Origin of the sequence: Streptomyces sp. NPDC006259, from assembly GCF_042870975.1 — a bacterium.
In the GTDB taxonomy this organism is placed as follows: Bacteria; Actinomycetota; Actinomycetes; order Streptomycetales; family Streptomycetaceae; genus Streptomyces.
Genome location: NZ_JBIAHY010000013.1, coordinates 45242 through 61812, shown reverse-complemented (window position 1 = coordinate 61812; position 16571 = coordinate 45242). Strand labels below are relative to the sequence as shown.

Below are 16571 nucleotides of genomic sequence, written 5' to 3'. Positions count from 1 at the left end.
GGGGGTGACGGAGCGGCCGTCCGCGCGGGAAGAGGGGCTGCGGAGGCGGCCGTCCGCGCGGCCGAGGCAGGACCGCGCCCGGGTGGCGGCATCCGGCCGCTCACCCGGGCGCCGACCGCACTGGTCTCCGGGCCTGCCCGGCGTCCGCCGGGGAGGCGCGCTCACTCCTCCAGCGTCAGGCCCTTGCGCAGCCGCACCAGCGTGCGCGACAGCAGCCGCGACACGTGCATCTGCGAGATGCCGAGTTCCTCGCCGATCTCCGACTGGGTCATCCCGACGACGAAGCGCAGCGAGAGGATCTTCCGGTCGCGGGGCGCCAGGTCGGCGATCAGCGGCTTCAACGACTCGACGTACTCGATTCCCTCGAGTCCGTGGTCCTCGTAGCCGATGCGGGCGGCCAGGGCGCCCTCCGCGTCGTCCTCCTCGGGCTGGGCGTCCAGCGAGGCGGCGGTGTACGCGTTCGAGGCGGCCATGCCCTCGACGACCTCCTCGTTGGAGATCCCGAGGCGCTCCGCCAGCTCGGCCACGGTGGGGGCGCGGTCGAGCTGCTGGGCCAGTTCGTCGCCGGCCTTGGCCAGGTCGAGCCGCAGCTCCTGGAGCCGGCGCGGGACGCGCACGGACCAGGACGTGTCCCGGAAGAAACGCTTGATCTCGCCCACGATGGTTGGCATCGCGAAGGTGGGGAACTCCACACCACGGCTGAGTTCGAACCGGTCGATCGCCTTGATCAGGCCGATCGTGCCCACCTGGATGATGTCCTCCATGGGCTCGCTGCGGGAGCGAAAGCGGGAGGCCGCGAATTTGACCAGCGCGAGGTTCAGTTCGACGAGGGTGTTGCGTACGTACGAGTACTCGTACGTGCCTTCCTCCAGCGACTCGAGCCGCTCGAAGAGCGTCTTGGACAGGGCCCGCGCGTCGACGGGTCCGACCTCGTCGTACGGGGGGATCTCCGGGAGGCCGGCGAGGGCGTCACGGGGACCGCCGCTCCGCTCGATGGGATTCAGGCGTTCCGGAGGGGGTGTCGACGTCGCCCTGTGGGTATGCGGAGCGTCGAGCCGGGATGACATGATGTCCTCCATCGTTCTCGGCATATGGCTGCCGAAGCCAGTGCGTGCACTACGGTGTGCGGCGCCTCCAAAGCCGGCCATGTCGGGTGTGTTCCTCTAGCCCTACCCGCTTTACTCGGCCGATCGCAAGTGCGGTTTGTTGGGTTATGTCTGTTTGTGGGTGATTGTTCGGCTGTTGGAGTGCGGATCGAAGGCGTAGTGTTCGAGGGCGTCAGCTAGCAGTCACGACCTCGGGAGAGACAGGGCATGGACCGCGGGACGGTCGGCAGCGCACAGTCTGGCCGGCTCATGGTGGAAGTGCGGCAAGAGGGCTCCAGTGCCGTCGTGACCCCGGCCGGTGAGCTTGATCACCACACGGCCGATCTGTTGCGTGAGCCACTGGAGGACTGCCTCGACAAGGGGCTGAGTCGACTTGTCGTGGACTGCTCACGACTGGAGTTCTGTGACTCCACGGGGCTCAACGTGCTGCTCGGCGCCCGCCTGAAGGCGGAGGCGGCCGGGGGCGGGGTGCATCTGGCGGGCATGCTGCCCGTGGTGGCCCGAGTCTTCGAGATCACCGGCGCGGACGCCGTCTTCACCGTGCACGACACGGTCGAGGCGGCCCTCGCGGACGGCGACGACTGACTCCGGGGCCCGCCCGTCGGCCCTTCCGGCGGCCGGACGCGACCGGTACTCCGGCGCGCCGCGGCCCGGCAGGGCGGACAGGGCGCTCACCTACGGGCGAACGAGGGGTGTTCCGCCGGATCCGCCGGGCAGGAGACATCTGGACATGTCGGTGGCACAGCACGAGGAGAGGGCGGGATGCGTAGACCGACCGTGCGACGGCCGCCGACCGTGTGGACCGGCTCCGGCGTCGCCGAGGTGCGGCGCACCCGTGGAATCCCCGATGGTGTGCACGATGAACGACATCACGAACTGAGCTGTGAATTGAACCCTGAACTGGGGAATCGGTGAGGTGAAGCGCTGATGAGCACCACCCGGCCTTACTCGCCGGGCGACCGCGGCCCGGAGCCCAGCGGCGCTTCCGGAGCGTCGGCGGGTCGTCAGGTCCGCAGACTGAGCTTCGACGGCGAGAGTGGGGTCGTACCCCTCGCCCGCGACTTCGCCCGTCAGGCGTTGCACGCGTGGGGCTGGCTGCCCGCCGCCGGCGCCGACCAGCGGGCCGCCGCCGAGGACGTGCTGCTCGTCGTCTCCGAACTGGTCACCAACGCCTGCCTGCACGCCGAGGGGGGCCCGGACCACCTCCAGCTCGGCTGCGACAACAAGGTGATCCGCGTCGAGGTCTCCGACCGCGGCACCGGCCAGCCGGCCCCCCGCAACCCCCACCGCGCCGGCCGCCCCGGCGGACACGGCATGTTCATCGTGGAGCGTCTCTGCCTCGACTGGGGAGTCGTGAGAACTCCGGGCGCCGACGGCAAGACGGTCTGGGCGGAGCTGGGCGCTCCGGCGTAAGCCGCCGCGTCCCGTTCCCGTGCGGAGCGGCGCTCCGTCCGCGTGTGGGCGGCGCCGCGACCCCCGCGGGCGGTGCCCCGTTCCCCGTGGGCGGTGCCGCGTCCCCCTGCGGGTGCCGCCCGCACCCGCGTCCTCGGCCCGGCACCGAGGCCGGACCGGACGGTGACCGCGCCGCCCGCCCACGGCTGCCGCACCCCCCGAGTGCTGCCGCACCGCTGACACGCCGCCCGTGACGCCCACGTGTCGTGGCCGTCCCGCGCCGCTGAGATGACGCCCGCACCCGCGTCCTCGGCCCGGCACCGAGGCCGGACCGGACGGTGACCGCGCCGCCCGCCCACGGCTGCCGCACCCCCCCGAGTGCTGCGGCACCGCCGGACACGCCGTGGCCGTCCCGCGCCGCTGAGGTGCCGCCCGTGACCGCCGACCCGCCGTGGCCGTCCCGCACCGGCGACGGCGCACAGCCGCCGACCCGCCGTGGCCGTCCCGCACCGGCGACGGCGCACAGCCGTCGACGCGCCGCGGCCGTCCCGCACAGCCGACGGCACACACCCGGCGGCCATCGCTGCCGTCCCGCCGACGCGGGCGCCCGGCGCCCGGCGCCCGGCGCCCGGCGCCGACGCCGACGCCGGCGCCGTGGCCGTCCACCCCGCCCCCACCTCGCCCCAGCCCCCACCCCTCCCCGCCCCCGCGTACGCCGGAACCGTCCCCTCCAGCCCCATCTCCACCCCCCGCACGCCGGAACCGTCCCCTCCAGCCCCATCCCCACCCCCCGCACGCCGGATCGTCACAACTCCGGCGTGCGCCTCCCCTTCCTTCCTCACGGTGCCGGGCGTACCTTGACGGCCCTATCTGATGCGCCGTCAGGAAGCGGTGCCTTCGACGACCTGTCAGGAATGAGGGGACCGTGTCCTACCGGAAGCCAACCGCCGTGCTCGCGACCGCCGCGGCCCTCGCCGGACCGGCGGTGTGGATGGCCGCCCCCGCGGCCAGTGCCCAGGTCGTCGACGTCGACTACGCCTGCAAGACGCCCATCGGCGACAAGAGCGCCGTCTCGCCCATCGACATCAAGGGCGTCGAGAGCGGCGGCACCTACAGGATCACCATGTCCTGGCAGAAGGGCGTCTCCTCCAGCCCCGTCGAACTCGGCAAGGGCGCGATGAAACCGAGCGCGACCATCAGGCTCGGCGGCGCCGACAACGGCACGCTGAACGTCACCGGCCCCGCCAACCAGGAGGCCGTCCCGGCCGACACCCCCATCAAGATCAGCGACCTGAGCGGCACCTACACCCCGAAGAGGACCGGCAAGGTCACCTTCACCGCCGGTGTCCTCACCATCAAGGCACTCGGTACGACCACCACCTGCACCCCCACCAAGAGCCCCCCGCCCTCGCTCACCCTCGACGTAACGGTCCAGGGCGGCGGCGGCACACAGCCCGGTGGCGGTACCCAGCCGGGTGGCGGCACGCAGGACGACAGCGGCTCCGGCGCCCTCCCGCAGACCGGCCCCGAGGACTCCGCGATCGCCCTCGCCACCCTCGGCGGCACGGTCCTGCTGGCCGGCGCGGCGGGCACCCTGTGGCTGACCCGGCGGGACCAGACGCGCTGACCTCACCTCCCGGGAGCCGCCGCCGATGCCGTACGCCACCGCCTGTGCCCTGCTGCTGACCCTGCCCGTCCTGCCGCTCCCGTCGGCCACCGCGCCCGCCGACGCCCTCTGGTCCGCCGCGCCCGCCGGCCGGGACCGGCCCTCCTTCTACGCGGAGGGCGCGCCCGGCACGGTGCTCCGGGACACCCTCGCCGTCACCAACCGGGGCACCCGGCCGCTCACCGTCCGGCTGCGCGCCACCGGACTGCCGATCACCCTGGCCGGGGCCGCCCTGCGCGTTCCCGCCCGGACCCGCGCCGAGGTGCCCTTCACCCTGACGGTTCCGGACGCGGCCCCCGGTGACCGCTCCGCCACGATCGTCGTACGCGCAGCGGACGGCGGGGAGGCGACGGTACGGCTGCTGCTGCGGGTCGGCGGTCCCCGGCTGGCCGCGCTGACCGTCGAACACGTGGCCGTGGGCGCGCGACGGATCACGTACGAGCTGGTCAACCGCGGTACGACCGTCCTCGTGCCGCGGCTCGCCGTGCGCGCGGACGGTGTCCTCGGCACCGTCCTGGACCGTGCCCCGCGCACCCTGCCCGTCCGCCTGGCGCCGGGCGGCCGCCTGCGGCTCGACGAGCCCTGGCCGAACCGACCGGTCCTGGACGCGGTGACCGTCCGGCTGACGGCGACCGCGTCCGGCGGGGCGCGGGCCACGGGCACGGCGTCGGTCCGGTTCGTGCCCTGGCGTACGGCGGCCGGTACGACGGCCGGCGCCCTCCTGCTCGCCGCGACCCCCGTGGCCGTACGCCGGCGAAGGCGCCGCACGACGGCCGAACGCCCGCTTCCGCAGGTGGGGCCGACGTGAGCGCCAGGGCGCGGATTCCGGTGCTGGCGGTCGTGCTGGCGCTGCTGGTGCTGCCCTGGGCGGGGCCCGCCCAGGCCGCCGGGACGCCCACCGTGAAGCTGTCCGCGTCGCAGGCGGGGACGGGCGGTTCCCTCACCGTCAGCGGCAGCGGATGGCGGCCCCGCGCCCTGCTGATGCTGCTGGTCTGCGGCCAGGCCGAACCGTCGAGGGGCGTCGTCGGCGGCACCAACTCCTGTGCCAACGCCGACGGCCGGGCCGTCACCACCGACGCCGACGGCCGCTTCAGCCGCGTGCTGCCGGTGGCCGAACCGCCGGTGCCGTGCCCCTGCGTCGTCCACGTGGCCACCGCGACCGGTGCGCGGGCGCAGGCCGACGCGGCGTTCCAGGTGGCCGGGCACGCGGTCGCACCGCTGCCCGCCGAGACGGTCGGCGGCCGCCTGTCGGTCCTCAGCGACACCGTGCTGGAGGGCTCCGACGGGGTGCTCACCTGGTTCGGCGCGCCCCCCACCCGCACGCTGGTCCTCACCGTCGGCAACGTCGGGACCGCGCCCGTGAAGGACCCGGTCTTCCGTGTCGGCACCGCCCACGGCGTGTTCGCCCCCCAGTGGGACGAACGCCGGTGGCGCGGCACGGTCGCCCCCGGCGAGAAGGCCCGCGTCGAACTTCCCGTGGAACTCGCCGACGGCGCCCACGGCGACTACACCGTCTCCCTCGAGTACGGCGGCAAGGTCCTCGCCGAGCAGCCGTGGGGCGTGGACCGCCCCTGGGGCGTGCTCCTGTTCTGGCTCCTGCTCTGCCTGGTGGTGCCGGCGGCGGTGTTCCGCGTCGGCATGGCGGTGGTGGACCGCGTCCGGCCGCGACCGGCCGACGGCCGGCGCGGTATGCGCGCGGGCCGTCGGGGTACGGCCCCCGCACGCCGGCACCGGGAGCCGCGTCCGTCCGCCCGCCTGCCCTGGCGCAGGCCCGTCCCCGACGAGGCGCCCGCACCGGCCTCGCCCCCGGCCCCGACCCTGCCGTGGTTCACCCCGGACTCCGGTCCGGGCCCGGCGGGCCGGCTCTCCGCACCGCACGGCGACCAGCCGAGGAGTCCCGCGACTCCGACGGATCCGACGACTCCCGGCAGGAAGGGAATGACGTGAGCGAGCGCGAGAGAGCCGTACCCCCAGGGCGCAGGAGAGCGGCGGCGGGCGCCGTCGCCGTACTGGCGGCCGGGTCCGCCGTCCTCCTCGGCCCGGCCGCCCCGCAGGCGCGGGCCGCGGAGGTGTCCTACGCCACCCGCTGCGTCCCGCCCGCGGGCGTGGGCCTGCCCGAGGTGAACGGCACCACCAAGGTCGAGATCACCGCGCCGGCCGCGGCGAAGGTCGGCGACACCGTCGACATCGTCTGGAAGTTCACCGAGGCCGCCTCGAAGAACCCCGACATCATCGATCTGCCCGCCAACTCCGTCCAGCCGTCCGGCACGCTCAAGGCGGCCGGCGCGCAGACCGCGGACATCGCGATGCGGGGGCCGCGGGAGAACCCGGCCATCCCCAAGGGCGGCGCGATGGTCCTGTCCGCGATGAAGGCGACCCTGAAGCTGACGGCGGCGGGGCAGGTGACGCTGACCCCGGACGCCTACGTCGTCAACGCCATGTCGACGGACACCAAGTGCGCCCCGACGGAACCGGTGCGGCCGGCCGCGAGCATCACGGTGACGGCCGGGAACTCCTCCAGCGGCTCGCCGGACCCCTCGCAGTCCCCGCCCCCCTCGTCGTCTCCGCCACCGTCCTCGACGCCGCCGGCCAGTCCGTCCGCCTCACCGCCGCCGTCCCCGTCGTCCTCCGGCGGCGGGCGGACCGACTTCACCGGCAAGGTCGTCGACGTGCCCTACACCTGCGCCTCGCCCATCGGTGAGAAGAAGGCCACCTCGCCGGTGCAGATCAACGCGAGGAAGAACGGCGGCGGCTACGACCTCACCGTGCAGTTCAAGAAGTCGGTGATGGACAGCCCGATCGACATCCCCGCCGACTCGGTGAAGCCGTCGATGCGGATCGTCCTCGGCGGCGCGGACCACGGCTCGGTGCGGGTGACCGGCCCGACGAACAAGGAGGCCGTCAGGTCGGGCACGCCGATCCAGATCCCCGACCTGACGGGCAGCTACAAGCCGGGCGCGACCGGCACCTCCACCCTGGCGCCGGGAGTCCTCACCATCGAGGCCCTCGGTACGACCACCACCTGCACCCCCGACAGATCGACGGTCTCCCTCACCCTGGACACCGCCGAACAGGCGAGCGGCGCCTCGGGCGGCGGCAACGGCTCGTCCTCGTCCTCGTCCGGCGGCGGTACGTCGACCGGCGGCGGCCTCGCCGAGACGGGCGCCGGCGACCACGCCGCCCTCAAGGCGCTCGGCCTCCTCGCGGGCACGGCGGTGCTGCTGGGCGCCGCGGTGTTCACGTGTCTGCCGGGGCGCCGACGGACCCGCTGATCGCGCGGAGGGCCGCCGCGACCGGAGTCGCGGCGGCCCTCGGGAAGCCGTGGGGGAGGGGACGTCAGCGGACGTCGCCCATGAGTTCCTTGACGCGCTTGCGGTACATCCACACCGCGACGCCGGCGACCACCGCGAGGGTGGCCTCCATGGCGACGATGCCCGTCCTGTTCAGGTCGACGCCGGCGATGGAGAGCAGACCGGTCGTGGCGTCGCCGGCGGTGACGGCCAGGAACCAGACGCCCATCATCTGCGAGGCGTACTTCGCGGGCGCCATCTTCGTGGTGACCGACAGGCCGACCGGGGAGAGCAGCAGCTCACCGACGGTCTGCACGAAGTAGATCGCCACCAGCCACATCGCGGCCGCCTTGTGACCGCCGTCGGCGATCGACAGCGGGGCGAGGAAGAGGAAGAAGGACGCGCCGACCAGGACCAGACCCGAGGCGAACTTCACGATCGTGCTCGGCTCCTTGCCGCGCTTGTTCAGCGCGAGCCAGAACCAGGCGAAGACCGGCGCCAGCGCCATGATCAGGACCGGGTTGACCGACTGGTACCAGGAGACCGGGAACTCCCAGCCGAGGACGGTGTTGTCGGCGGAGGAGTCGGCGAAGATCGACAGGGTCGAGCCGCCCTGGTCGTAGATCATCCAGAACACGGCCGCGGCCACGAAGAACCAGATGTACGCGGACATCTTCGACTGCTCGGGGCGGTCGAGTTCCCTGTCCCGCTTGATGTTGACCAGCACCATCACCGGGATGATCACGCCGAGCAGGGTAAGCGGGACCAGGATCCAGTTGAGCGTGTAGTGGCCGGAGAATCCGACGACGGCGTACGCCACGACGGCGATGCCGGGCCAGATCGCGGCCTTGCGCAGGGTGCTGGTCTTCTCCTCGGGCGACAGCGGCTTGGGCACGACGCTGGAGCGGTCGGCCAGGTGGCGGCTGCCCAGCAGGAACTGGACCAGGCCCAGCGCCATGCCGAGCGCGGCCAGCGCGAAGCCGAAGTGCCAGTTCACGTTCTCGCCGATGGTGCCGATGATCAGCGGCGCGGCGAAGGCACCGAGGTTGATGCCCATGTAGAAGACGGTGAAGCCGCCGTCGCGGCGCGGGTCGTCCGGGCCGTCGTAGAGGTGGCCGACCATCGTGGAGATGTTGGCCTTGAGCAGCCCGGAGCCGATCGCGACCAGGCCGAGACCGGCGTAGAAGGTCCCGGAGGACGGCAGGGCCAGGGTGAGGTGACCGAGCATGATCACCGCACCGGCCACGGCGACGGTCTTGCGCGGACCCCAGACCCGGTCGCCGAACCAGCCGCCGGGCATGGCGAGCAGGTACACCAGCGACACGTACACGGAGTAGATCGCGGTCGCGGTGCCGGCGTTCAGGTGCAGGCCGCCCGGTGCGACGAGGTACAGCGGGAGGAGAGCCCTCATGCCGTAGTAGGAGAACCTCTCCCACATCTCGGTCATGAAGAGAGTGGCCAGTCCGCGGGGGTGGCCGAAGAAGGTCTTCCCGGTTCCGGGGGTACCCGGGCGTACCGGGTCCTTCGTCAGGCTGGACGCCATGGTCGTTCCTTGCTGGTCGGGACGCGCGGTGGAGCGTGTGCGCCCGGTTGGGGCGGCCGGCACCGGCTTGATCGGCCCGTCCACCCACGCCCACGGGGGAGCCGCTCCGGGTCACGGAACGGCGGACGGCGACCACCGGGATCCACGCCCCGCGAGTGGGGGCCCGGCCACAGGTCATTCCTTTGCAAGGCCGGCGGAGAGCCGGCCCGCACACAAAAGAGACCCTCAGCGTCAAGTCGAGCGCCAAAGGTCCCCGCGGTGCTACAGGCGTGCTTTCACCATACGGCAGGACAGAACCGGATATGGAAGGACTTGAGGCACACATCACAGGCCCCGGAGGAACCGCGGCACGGTTTCCAAGGTCCATACCAGGATGTCATCCCGCGAGCCCAGGTCCGTACCAAGATCGCCGAGGCTGTCGCGGGCGGCTTGTCCGGCTTGTCCGCGAGTAAGAGGCCCGGTCGGGCATCACACCACTCGCCCTGCCCCACGCGGACTACCATCGCCTTCATGACCCGTGTACTGCTCGCCGAGGACGATGCGTCCATCTCGGAGCCGCTGGCCCGCGCACTGCGCAGGGAAGGGTACGAGGTCGAGGTGCGTGAGGACGGACCCACCGCGCTCGACGCCGGCATGCAGGGCGGCATCGACCTGGTCGTGCTGGACCTCGGGCTCCCCGGCATGGACGGCCTGGAAGTGGCCCGCCGGCTGCGCGCCGACGGTCACGCCATCCCCATCCTGATCCTCACCGCGCGCGCCGACGAGGTCGACACCGTCGTCGGACTGGACGCGGGCGCCGACGACTACGTCACCAAGCCGTTCCGGCTCGCCGAACTCCTCGCGCGGGTCCGGGCCCTGCTGCGGCGCGGCTCCGCCGAACCCCAGCAGCCGCCCGCCACGCACGGCGTCCGCATCGACGTCGAGTCGCACCGCGCCTGGATGGGCGAGGAGGAGCTCCAGCTCACGGCCAAGGAGTTCGACCTGCTGCGGGTCCTCGTGCGCGACGCCGGCCGGGTCGTCACCCGCGACCAGCTGATGCGCGAGGTCTGGGACACCACCTGGTGGTCCTCGACCAAGACCCTGGACATGCACATCTCGTGGCTGAGGAAGAAGCTGGGCGACGACGCGGCGAACCCGCGCTACATCGCCACGGTGCGGGGCGTGGGCTTCCGCTTCGAGAAGAGCTAGCCGGCGAAGGGTCGGCCGGCGAGGAGTCGGCCGACCAAGGTCCGCCCGGCGAAGGTCCGGCCGACCGGCGAAGGTCCGCCCGGTGAAGGTCCGGCCGGCGGGCGACGGCCCACCGCTTCACGTAAGTCACCTGCCCGGAGGGCCCTGTGCGTCGCCGTCTGATCCAGTCCACGCTGGCCGTCGTGCTCGTCGTCATCGCCGTGTTCGGGGTGTCCCTCGTCATCGTCGAGACACGCACCATCAGCAACAGCGCGCAGGAACGCGTGGAGCTGGAGGCGGCCCGGCTCGCCAGCATCGTGGACAGCAGGCTCATCGGCGCCGGGACCGTCGACGCGCAGGTGCTGCGGGACCAGCTCACCAAGGAGCGGTACGCGGTCATCCGGATGCCGGGGAAGCCGGCCATCGCCGTGGGCAGCCGGCCCTCCGGCGATGTCATCCGCGGCGAGGCGACGGGCGAGGAGGGCGAGAGCGTCGTCGTCGAGGAGCCCCGCTCCTCCGTGACCCGCGAGGTCGGCCGCACGCTCCTCATCATCGGCCTGGTGGCGCTGCTCGCCGTGATCGCCGCGGTCCTGCTGGCCATCCGCCAGGCCAACCGGCTCTCCGCCCCGCTCACCGACCTCGCGGAGACCGCCGAACGCCTCGGCTCCGGCGACCCCCGCCCCCGCCACAAGCGGTACGGCGTCCCCGAGCTGGACCGGGTCGCCGATGTGCTGGACTCCTCCGCCGAGCGCATCGCCCGCATGCTCACGGCGGAACGCCGGCTCGCGGCCGACGCCTCCCACCAGCTGCGCACCCCGCTCACCGCCCTGTCCATGCGCCTGGAGGAGATCACCCTCACCGACGACCCGGACACGGTGAAGGAGGAGGCCACGATCGCCCTGACGCAGGTGGAACGCCTCACCGACGTCGTGCAGCGCCTGCTGACGAACTCCCGCGACCCCCGCACCGGCTCCGCCGTCACCTTCGACCTCGACGAGGTGATCCAGCAGCAGCTCGCCGAGTGGCGCCCGGCCTACCGCGGCGTCGGCCGCGCGATCGTCAGCTCCGGCAAGCGGCACCTCCAGGCGGTGGGCACGCCGGGCGCGGTCGCGCAGGTGCTGGCGGCCCTGATCGAGAACTCGCTCATGCACGGCGGCGGCACGGTCGCCCTGCGCACCCGCGTCACCGGCAACCAGGCCGTCATCGAGGTCACCGACGAGGGCCCCGGCGTCCCCGCGGACCTCGGCGCCCGCATCTTCGAGCGCACGATCAGCGGCCGCAACTCCACGGGCATCGGCCTCGCGGTGGCCCGGGACCTCGCCGAGGCCGACGGCGGCCGTCTGGAGATGCTCCAGACCAAGCCCCCGGTCTTCGGCCTGTTCCTGTCGACGACGGCCCCGGAGAAGAAAGCACCTCCGGAGGCGGAACCCACGGTGAGATGACCCACCGGCCCGTCCGGCGGTCGAGGGGCGGCGATTGAGGACCGGGGGCGGTCGCGGACCAGGCGCCGTTCAGCCGGGCGGCGACCCGGCGGGGGCGGGGAACGCCCCTCAGCCGACCCGCTGCTTGGGCGCGGTCCCGGCCGGCCGGGACTCTCCCAGGACCGCCCCCCGCAGGGGAATCGCCTTGAACACCCACGTCCGGTACGACCAGAACCGGAACAAGGTGGCGACCCCGATCCCGATGAACTTGAACACGTTGCTCTGCAACGGACTGTCCCACCCGAACCCGTACGTCGCCAGGAACAGCAACCCGTTCTCGATGACCAGTCCCACCGCGCTGAACAGCAGGAACAGCGTCATCTCCTTGGTGCGCCCACCCTTGTCCCGGTCCCGGTAGGTGAAGTACCGGAACCCGACGTAGTTGAAGGCGATGGCGACGACCGTGGCGACGACACTCGCGCGCACCACCGGGAGGTCGGTGACGTGCCGCACGAAGTTGAACACACCGAGGTTGACCAGCAGCCCGGCCCCGCCCACTGCGCCGAACTTGGCCAGCTCACGGGTGAGTCTGCGCAGCCGTCCTTCCCCCGAGGAACCATGTGCCATGGTCGTACAGGCCCCCGTCCGGGTGTCGGTTTCGTCAACCCAGCCATGCTAACCACCCTTCTCGGGGGTTTTCCTGTGCTGCCGGCTTCCCGGTGCGGATCGGGACGGCGAGAAGCGGCGGAACCGCCGGTACGAGGCCGGTGGGGACCGGGACGGAGGCTCGGATTCAGCCGGGCGACGTGGCCGATACCCTAGGGGCGTGACGTTCCCGGTAGTCGGCATGGTCGGCGGGGGTCAGCTCGCTCGTATGACACACGAGGCGGGCATCCCGTTGGGCATCAGGTTCAAGCTCCTCAGTGACACTCCCCAGGATTCCGCGGCCCAGGTGGTGAGCGATGTCGTCGTCGGCGACTATCGCGACCTGGACACGCTGCGCGAGTTCGCGCGGGGCTGTGACGTGATCACCTTCGATCACGAACACGTCCCCACCGAGCACCTCAGGGCTCTGGAGGCGGACGGCATCCCCGTCCGTCCGGGCCCCGACGCGCTCGTGCACGCCCAGGACAAGGGCGTGATGCGCGCGAAACTGCACGCGATCGGCGTCCCCTGCCCACGGCACCGCATCGTGGCCGACGCGGCGGACGTCGCCGCCTTCGCCGCGGAGGGCGAGGGGTTCCCCGTCGTCCTCAAGACGGTCCGCGGCGGCTACGACGGCAAGGGCGTCTGGGTCGTCGGCAGCGAGGCGGAGGCCGCCGAGCCCTTCCGCGCGGGCGTGCCCGTCCTCGCGGAGGAGAAGGTCGACTACGTCCGCGAGCTGGCCGCCAACGTCGTACGCTCCCCGCACGGCCAGGCCGTCGCCTACCCCGTGGTCGAGTCCCAGCAGGTCAACGGCGTCTGCGACACGGTGATCGCCCCCGCGCCCGGACTCGACCGGCACCTGGCCCTCAAGGCCGAGGAGATGGCCCTCAGCATCGCCAAGGAACTGGACGTCGTCGGCCACCTCGCCGTGGAGCTGTTCGAGACCCGGGACGGCCGCATCCTCGTCAACGAGCTGGCGATGCGCCCCCACAACTCGGGCCACTGGTCCATGGACGGCGCGATCACGTCGCAGTTCGCCAACCACGTCCGCGCGGTCCTCGACCTCCCCCTCGGCGACCCGCGCCCGCGCGCCCGCTGGACGGTCATGGTCAACGTCCTCGGCGGCGACTACCCGGACATGTACTCCGCGTACCTGCACTGCATGGCCCGCGACCCCCAGCTGAAGATCCACATGTACGGCAAGGACGTGAAGCCCGGCCGCAAGGTCGGCCACGTGAACACCTACGGCGACGACCTCGACGACGTGCTGGAACGCGCCCGTCACGCTGCCGGCTACCTGAGAGGCACGATCACCGAATGAGCCCTGTTGTAGGCATCGTCATGGGGTCGGACTCCGACTGGCCCGTCATGGAGGCCGCCGCCCAGGCCCTCGACGAGTTCGAGATCGCGTACGAGGTCGACGTCGTCTCCGCGCACCGCATGCCGCGCGAGATGATCGCCTACGGAGAGCAGGCAGCGGACCGCGGACTCAAGGTGATCGTCGCGGGCGCGGGCGGCGCCGCCCATCTGCCCGGCATGCTGGCCTCCGTCACCCCGCTGCCCGTCATCGGCGTGCCCGTGCCGCTGAAGTACCTCGACGGCCTGGACAGCCTGCTGTCCATCGTGCAGATGCCGGCCGGCGTCCCGGTGGCGACGGTCTCGGTCGGCGGCGCCCGCAACGCCGGTCTGCTGGCCGCCCGCATCCTCGCCGCCCACGACGAGGACCTCCTCACCCGGATCCGCGAGTTCCAGCAAGACCTCAACGACCAGGCCACCGAGAAGGGCAAGCGGCTGCGCGCCAAGGCCGAGGGCTCCGGCGGCGGATTCGGCTTCGGGAAGTGACGCCGATGACCTTGCTGGAGCAGGCCCGGGAACTGCTCGGCGCCTACCCGGTCGCCGACGGCCACAACGACCTCCCCTGGGCGCTGCGCGAGCAGGTCCGCTACGACCTCGACGCCCGCGACATCGCCACCGACCAGAGCGCCCACCTGCACACCGACCTCGCCCGGCTGCGCGCCGGCGGCGTCGGCGCGCAGTTCTGGTCGGTGTACGTCCGCTCCGACCAGCCGGACGCGGTCCCGGCCACCCTGGAGCAGATCGACTGCGTACGGCAGCTGATCGAGCGCCACCCCGAGACGCTCATGGCCGCGCTGACCGCCGCCGACATGGAGGCGGCGCGCGCCCAGGGCCGTATCGCCTCGCTCATGGGCGCGGAGGGCGGCCACTCCATAGCCAACTCGCTGGGCACCCTGCGCGGCCTGTACGCGCTCGGCGTGCGCTACCTGACCCTCACCCACAACGACAACGTGGACTGGGCGGACTCCGCGACCGACGTGCCGAGGGCCGGCGGGCTGACGGCGTTCGGCCGCGAGGTCGTGCGGGAGATGAACCGCGAGGGCATGCTGGTCGACCTCTCGCACGTGGCGGCGACGACGATGCGCGACGCGCTGGACGTCTCCGCCGCCCCGGTGATCTTCTCCCACTCCTCCTCCCGCGCCGTCTGCGACCACCCGCGCAACATCCCGGACGACGTGCTGGAGCGGCTCCCCGCCAACGGCGGCATCGCCATGGTGACGTTCGTGCCGAAGTTCGTGCTCCAGGCGGCGGTCGACTGGACGGCAGCGGCCGACGAGAACATGCGGGCCCACGGCTTCCACCACCTGGCCGCCACCGCCGAGGCGATGAAGGTGCACCGCGCCTTCGAGGAGGCGAACCCGCGTCCGGTCGCGACCGTGGCGACGGTCGCCGACCACCTCGACCACATGCGCGAGGTCGCCGGCATCGACCACCTCGGCATCGGCGGCGACTACGACGGCACCGCGTTCACCCCCGAGGGCCTCGACGACGTCTCCGGCTACCCGCGACTCCTCGCGGAACTCCTCCGCCGGGGCTGGTCCGGGCCCGACCTCGCCAAGCTCACCTGGCGCAACGCGGTCCGGGTCCTGGGCGCCGCCGAGGACGTCTCCCGCGACCTGCGGGCCACCCGAGCCCCGTCCAACGCGACGATCGGCTCGCTCGACGGCTGAGTCAGGGCTCGCCGGCCGCGCCACGACCGGCGCGGCCGGTCACCGCCCCGACCGCCGGCCGCGACGCGTCGACCCGGTGATCGCCGGCCTCCGTTCCCCGCACGTACCCCGAACGCACCTTCCACCAGGAAGCGGCCCGCCCGCCGTGCGACGGTGACCGTACTGCTGATCGACGTACGGAGACCGCCATGGCCGACCTCCAGCACGAACTGCACACCACGCCGGAGGTCGGCGAGCTGCCGGACCCGTTCGCTCCCTTCGGGGACCCCCCCGACGCCGGGACCACCGCGCTGTCCGACCCGGACGCCGAACCCCTCGACCGCGCCCGCGCCCTCCTCGCCACCCACCCCGTCGTCGACGGGCACAACGCCCTGCCCCGCGCCCTGCGCCGGCTGCCCTTCTACGACCTCCAGCTGGGCGAGAGCGCCGTCGGCACCGACCTGCCCCGACTGCGCGAGGGCCATGTCGGCGCCCTGTTCTGGTCACTGCACCCGCCCACGGCACTCGCCACCGGCCGGGCCGTCACCGCCACCCTGGAACAGCTCGACCTCGTCCGGTCCGTGATCCGCGCCCACCCCGAGGGCCTGCGCCCCGCGCTCGGCGCCGGCCAGGTCATCGACGCCCGCAACTGCGGCCGCGTCGCCGTCGTCCTCGGACCGGCCCCGGCCACCGCCCTCGGCGACTCCCTCGGCATCCTGCGCGTCCTGCACTCCCTCGGCGTACGCCTCCTCACCCTCGCCGGCACCTCCTGGGCCAGCGAGGCGGGGCTCAGCCGGTTCGGTGAGGAGGTCGTGCGCGAGATGAACCGGCTCGGCGTGCTCGCCGACCTCTCCGGGGCCTCCGACGCCACGATCCTGCGGACCCTCACCCTCTCCAGGACCCCGGCCCTGTGCACCCGCTCCGCCGCCCGCGCCCTGCGGCCCCACCCCGACAACCTGCCCGACGAACTCCTCGCGGCCCTCGGCGCGGCGGGCGGCCTGTGCATGGTGCCGCTGGCCGCCGAACAGACCGGCCCGACCCTCAGGGACGTCGCCGACCACCTCGACCACGTCCGTGAGATCGCCGGACCCGGCTGCGTCGGCCTGTCCGGCACCCACGACTCCGGCGCCGCCCATCCGCAGGACCTCGCCGACGCCGCCGGCTATCCGCACCTCATCGCCGAACTCCTGCGCCGAGGCTGGCCGGACACCGACATCACCCAGTTGACCTGGGGGAACGTCCAACGCGTCCTGCGCAGCGCGGACTTCACCGCCCAGACGGCACAGCAGCGCCGAGAGCCGTCGACGGCGACGATCACGGAACTCGACGCCTGAAC

15 protein-coding genes are annotated in these 16571 nt (G+C 72.8%); 12 read left to right on the top strand and 3 right to left on the bottom strand.

What is annotated here, in order from left to right; genetic code table 11:
* Positions 1-161: 161 nt before the first annotated feature.
* A complete protein-coding gene (locus ACFYO5_RS36760; protein ID WP_356568603.1) occupies positions 162-1079 on the bottom strand; it encodes an RNA polymerase sigma factor SigF in 918 nt (305 codons plus the stop codon).
* A 234-nt stretch (positions 1080-1313) separates the two neighbouring features.
* Between ACFYO5_RS36760 and ACFYO5_RS36755 the strand changes: the two genes are divergently transcribed.
* The 6 genes from ACFYO5_RS36755 to ACFYO5_RS36730 all read left to right on the top strand — a co-directional run bounded on the left by ACFYO5_RS36755 (position 1314) and on the right by ACFYO5_RS36730 (position 7436).
* Positions 1314-1691: an STAS domain-containing protein gene (locus tag ACFYO5_RS36755; protein WP_356568601.1), complete on the top strand. Its 378-nt coding sequence runs from the start codon at positions 1314-1316 to the stop codon at positions 1689-1691.
* Between the two features lie 342 nt (positions 1692-2033).
* On the top strand, positions 2034-2519 hold the full coding sequence (locus tag ACFYO5_RS36750; RefSeq protein WP_388717812.1) for an ATP-binding protein: 486 nt from the start codon (positions 2034-2036) through the stop codon (positions 2517-2519).
* 904 nt (positions 2520-3423) lie between these two features.
* Positions 3424-4125 carry an LPXTG cell wall anchor domain-containing protein gene (locus tag ACFYO5_RS36745; protein WP_388717809.1) on the top strand — a complete coding sequence of 234 codons (702 nt, stop codon included), beginning with the start codon at positions 3424-3426 and terminating at the stop codon, positions 4123-4125.
* Between the two features lie 25 nt (positions 4126-4150).
* The gene (locus ACFYO5_RS36740; protein ID WP_388717806.1) at positions 4151-4972 is read left to right on the top strand and encodes a hypothetical protein; all 822 of its coding nucleotides are present in this window, start codon (positions 4151-4153) and stop codon (positions 4970-4972) included.
* Positions 4969-6111: a hypothetical protein gene (locus ACFYO5_RS36735; protein ID WP_388717803.1), complete on the top strand. Its 1143-nt coding sequence runs from the start codon at positions 4969-4971 to the stop codon at positions 6109-6111. The genes ACFYO5_RS36740 and ACFYO5_RS36735 overlap by 4 nt, the downstream gene beginning before the upstream one ends.
* Positions 6112-6173: 62 nt before the next feature.
* Positions 6174-7436 (top strand): hypothetical protein, encoded by a 1263-nt coding sequence (locus tag ACFYO5_RS36730; RefSeq protein WP_388718077.1) that lies wholly within the window; start codon positions 6174-6176, stop codon positions 7434-7436.
* Between the two features lie 64 nt (positions 7437-7500).
* Here the strand turns inward: ACFYO5_RS36730 and ACFYO5_RS36725 are convergent, their stop codons facing one another.
* On the bottom strand, positions 7501-8997 hold the full coding sequence (locus ACFYO5_RS36725; RefSeq protein ID WP_388717800.1) for an oligopeptide:H+ symporter: 1497 nt from the start codon (positions 8995-8997) through the stop codon (positions 7501-7503).
* 510 nt (positions 8998-9507) lie between these two features.
* Here ACFYO5_RS36725 and ACFYO5_RS36720 point away from each other — a divergent pair.
* Together ACFYO5_RS36720 and ACFYO5_RS36715 are read left to right on the top strand one after the other, a co-directional pair.
* The gene (locus ACFYO5_RS36720; RefSeq protein WP_356568591.1) at positions 9508-10185 is read left to right on the top strand and encodes a response regulator transcription factor; all 678 of its coding nucleotides are present in this window, start codon (positions 9508-9510) and stop codon (positions 10183-10185) included.
* A gap of 146 nt (positions 10186-10331) precedes the next feature.
* Positions 10332-11606 carry an ATP-binding protein gene (locus ACFYO5_RS36715; protein WP_356568589.1) on the top strand — a complete coding sequence of 425 codons (1275 nt, stop codon included), beginning with the start codon at positions 10332-10334 and terminating at the stop codon, positions 11604-11606.
* A 108-nt stretch (positions 11607-11714) separates the two neighbouring features.
* Here the strand turns inward: ACFYO5_RS36715 and ACFYO5_RS36710 are convergent, their stop codons facing one another.
* Entirely contained in the window at positions 11715-12212 is a 498-nt protein-coding gene (locus ACFYO5_RS36710) for a GtrA family protein (protein WP_388717796.1), read from the bottom strand.
* Positions 12213-12411: 199 nt separating this feature from the next.
* Here ACFYO5_RS36710 and ACFYO5_RS36705 point away from each other — a divergent pair, with 199 nt between their 5' ends.
* The 4 genes from ACFYO5_RS36705 to ACFYO5_RS36690 all read left to right on the top strand — a co-directional run bounded on the left by ACFYO5_RS36705 (position 12412) and on the right by ACFYO5_RS36690 (position 16569).
* Positions 12412-13551 (top strand): 5-(carboxyamino)imidazole ribonucleotide synthase, encoded by a 1140-nt coding sequence (locus tag ACFYO5_RS36705; protein WP_356568585.1) that lies wholly within the window; start codon positions 12412-12414, stop codon positions 13549-13551.
* Positions 13548-14072 carry a 5-(carboxyamino)imidazole ribonucleotide mutase gene (gene purE, locus ACFYO5_RS36700; RefSeq protein WP_356568583.1) on the top strand — a complete coding sequence of 175 codons (525 nt, stop codon included), beginning with the start codon at positions 13548-13550 and terminating at the stop codon, positions 14070-14072. The genes ACFYO5_RS36705 and purE overlap by 4 nt, the downstream gene beginning before the upstream one ends.
* Positions 14073-14077: 5 nt before the next feature.
* Positions 14078-15256: a dipeptidase gene (locus ACFYO5_RS36695; protein ID WP_388717792.1), complete on the top strand. Its 1179-nt coding sequence runs from the start codon at positions 14078-14080 to the stop codon at positions 15254-15256.
* A 188-nt stretch (positions 15257-15444) separates the two neighbouring features.
* On the top strand, positions 15445-16569 hold the full coding sequence (locus tag ACFYO5_RS36690) for a dipeptidase (protein ID WP_356568579.1): 1125 nt from the start codon (positions 15445-15447) through the stop codon (positions 16567-16569).
* Positions 16570-16571: the final 2 nt, after the last annotated feature.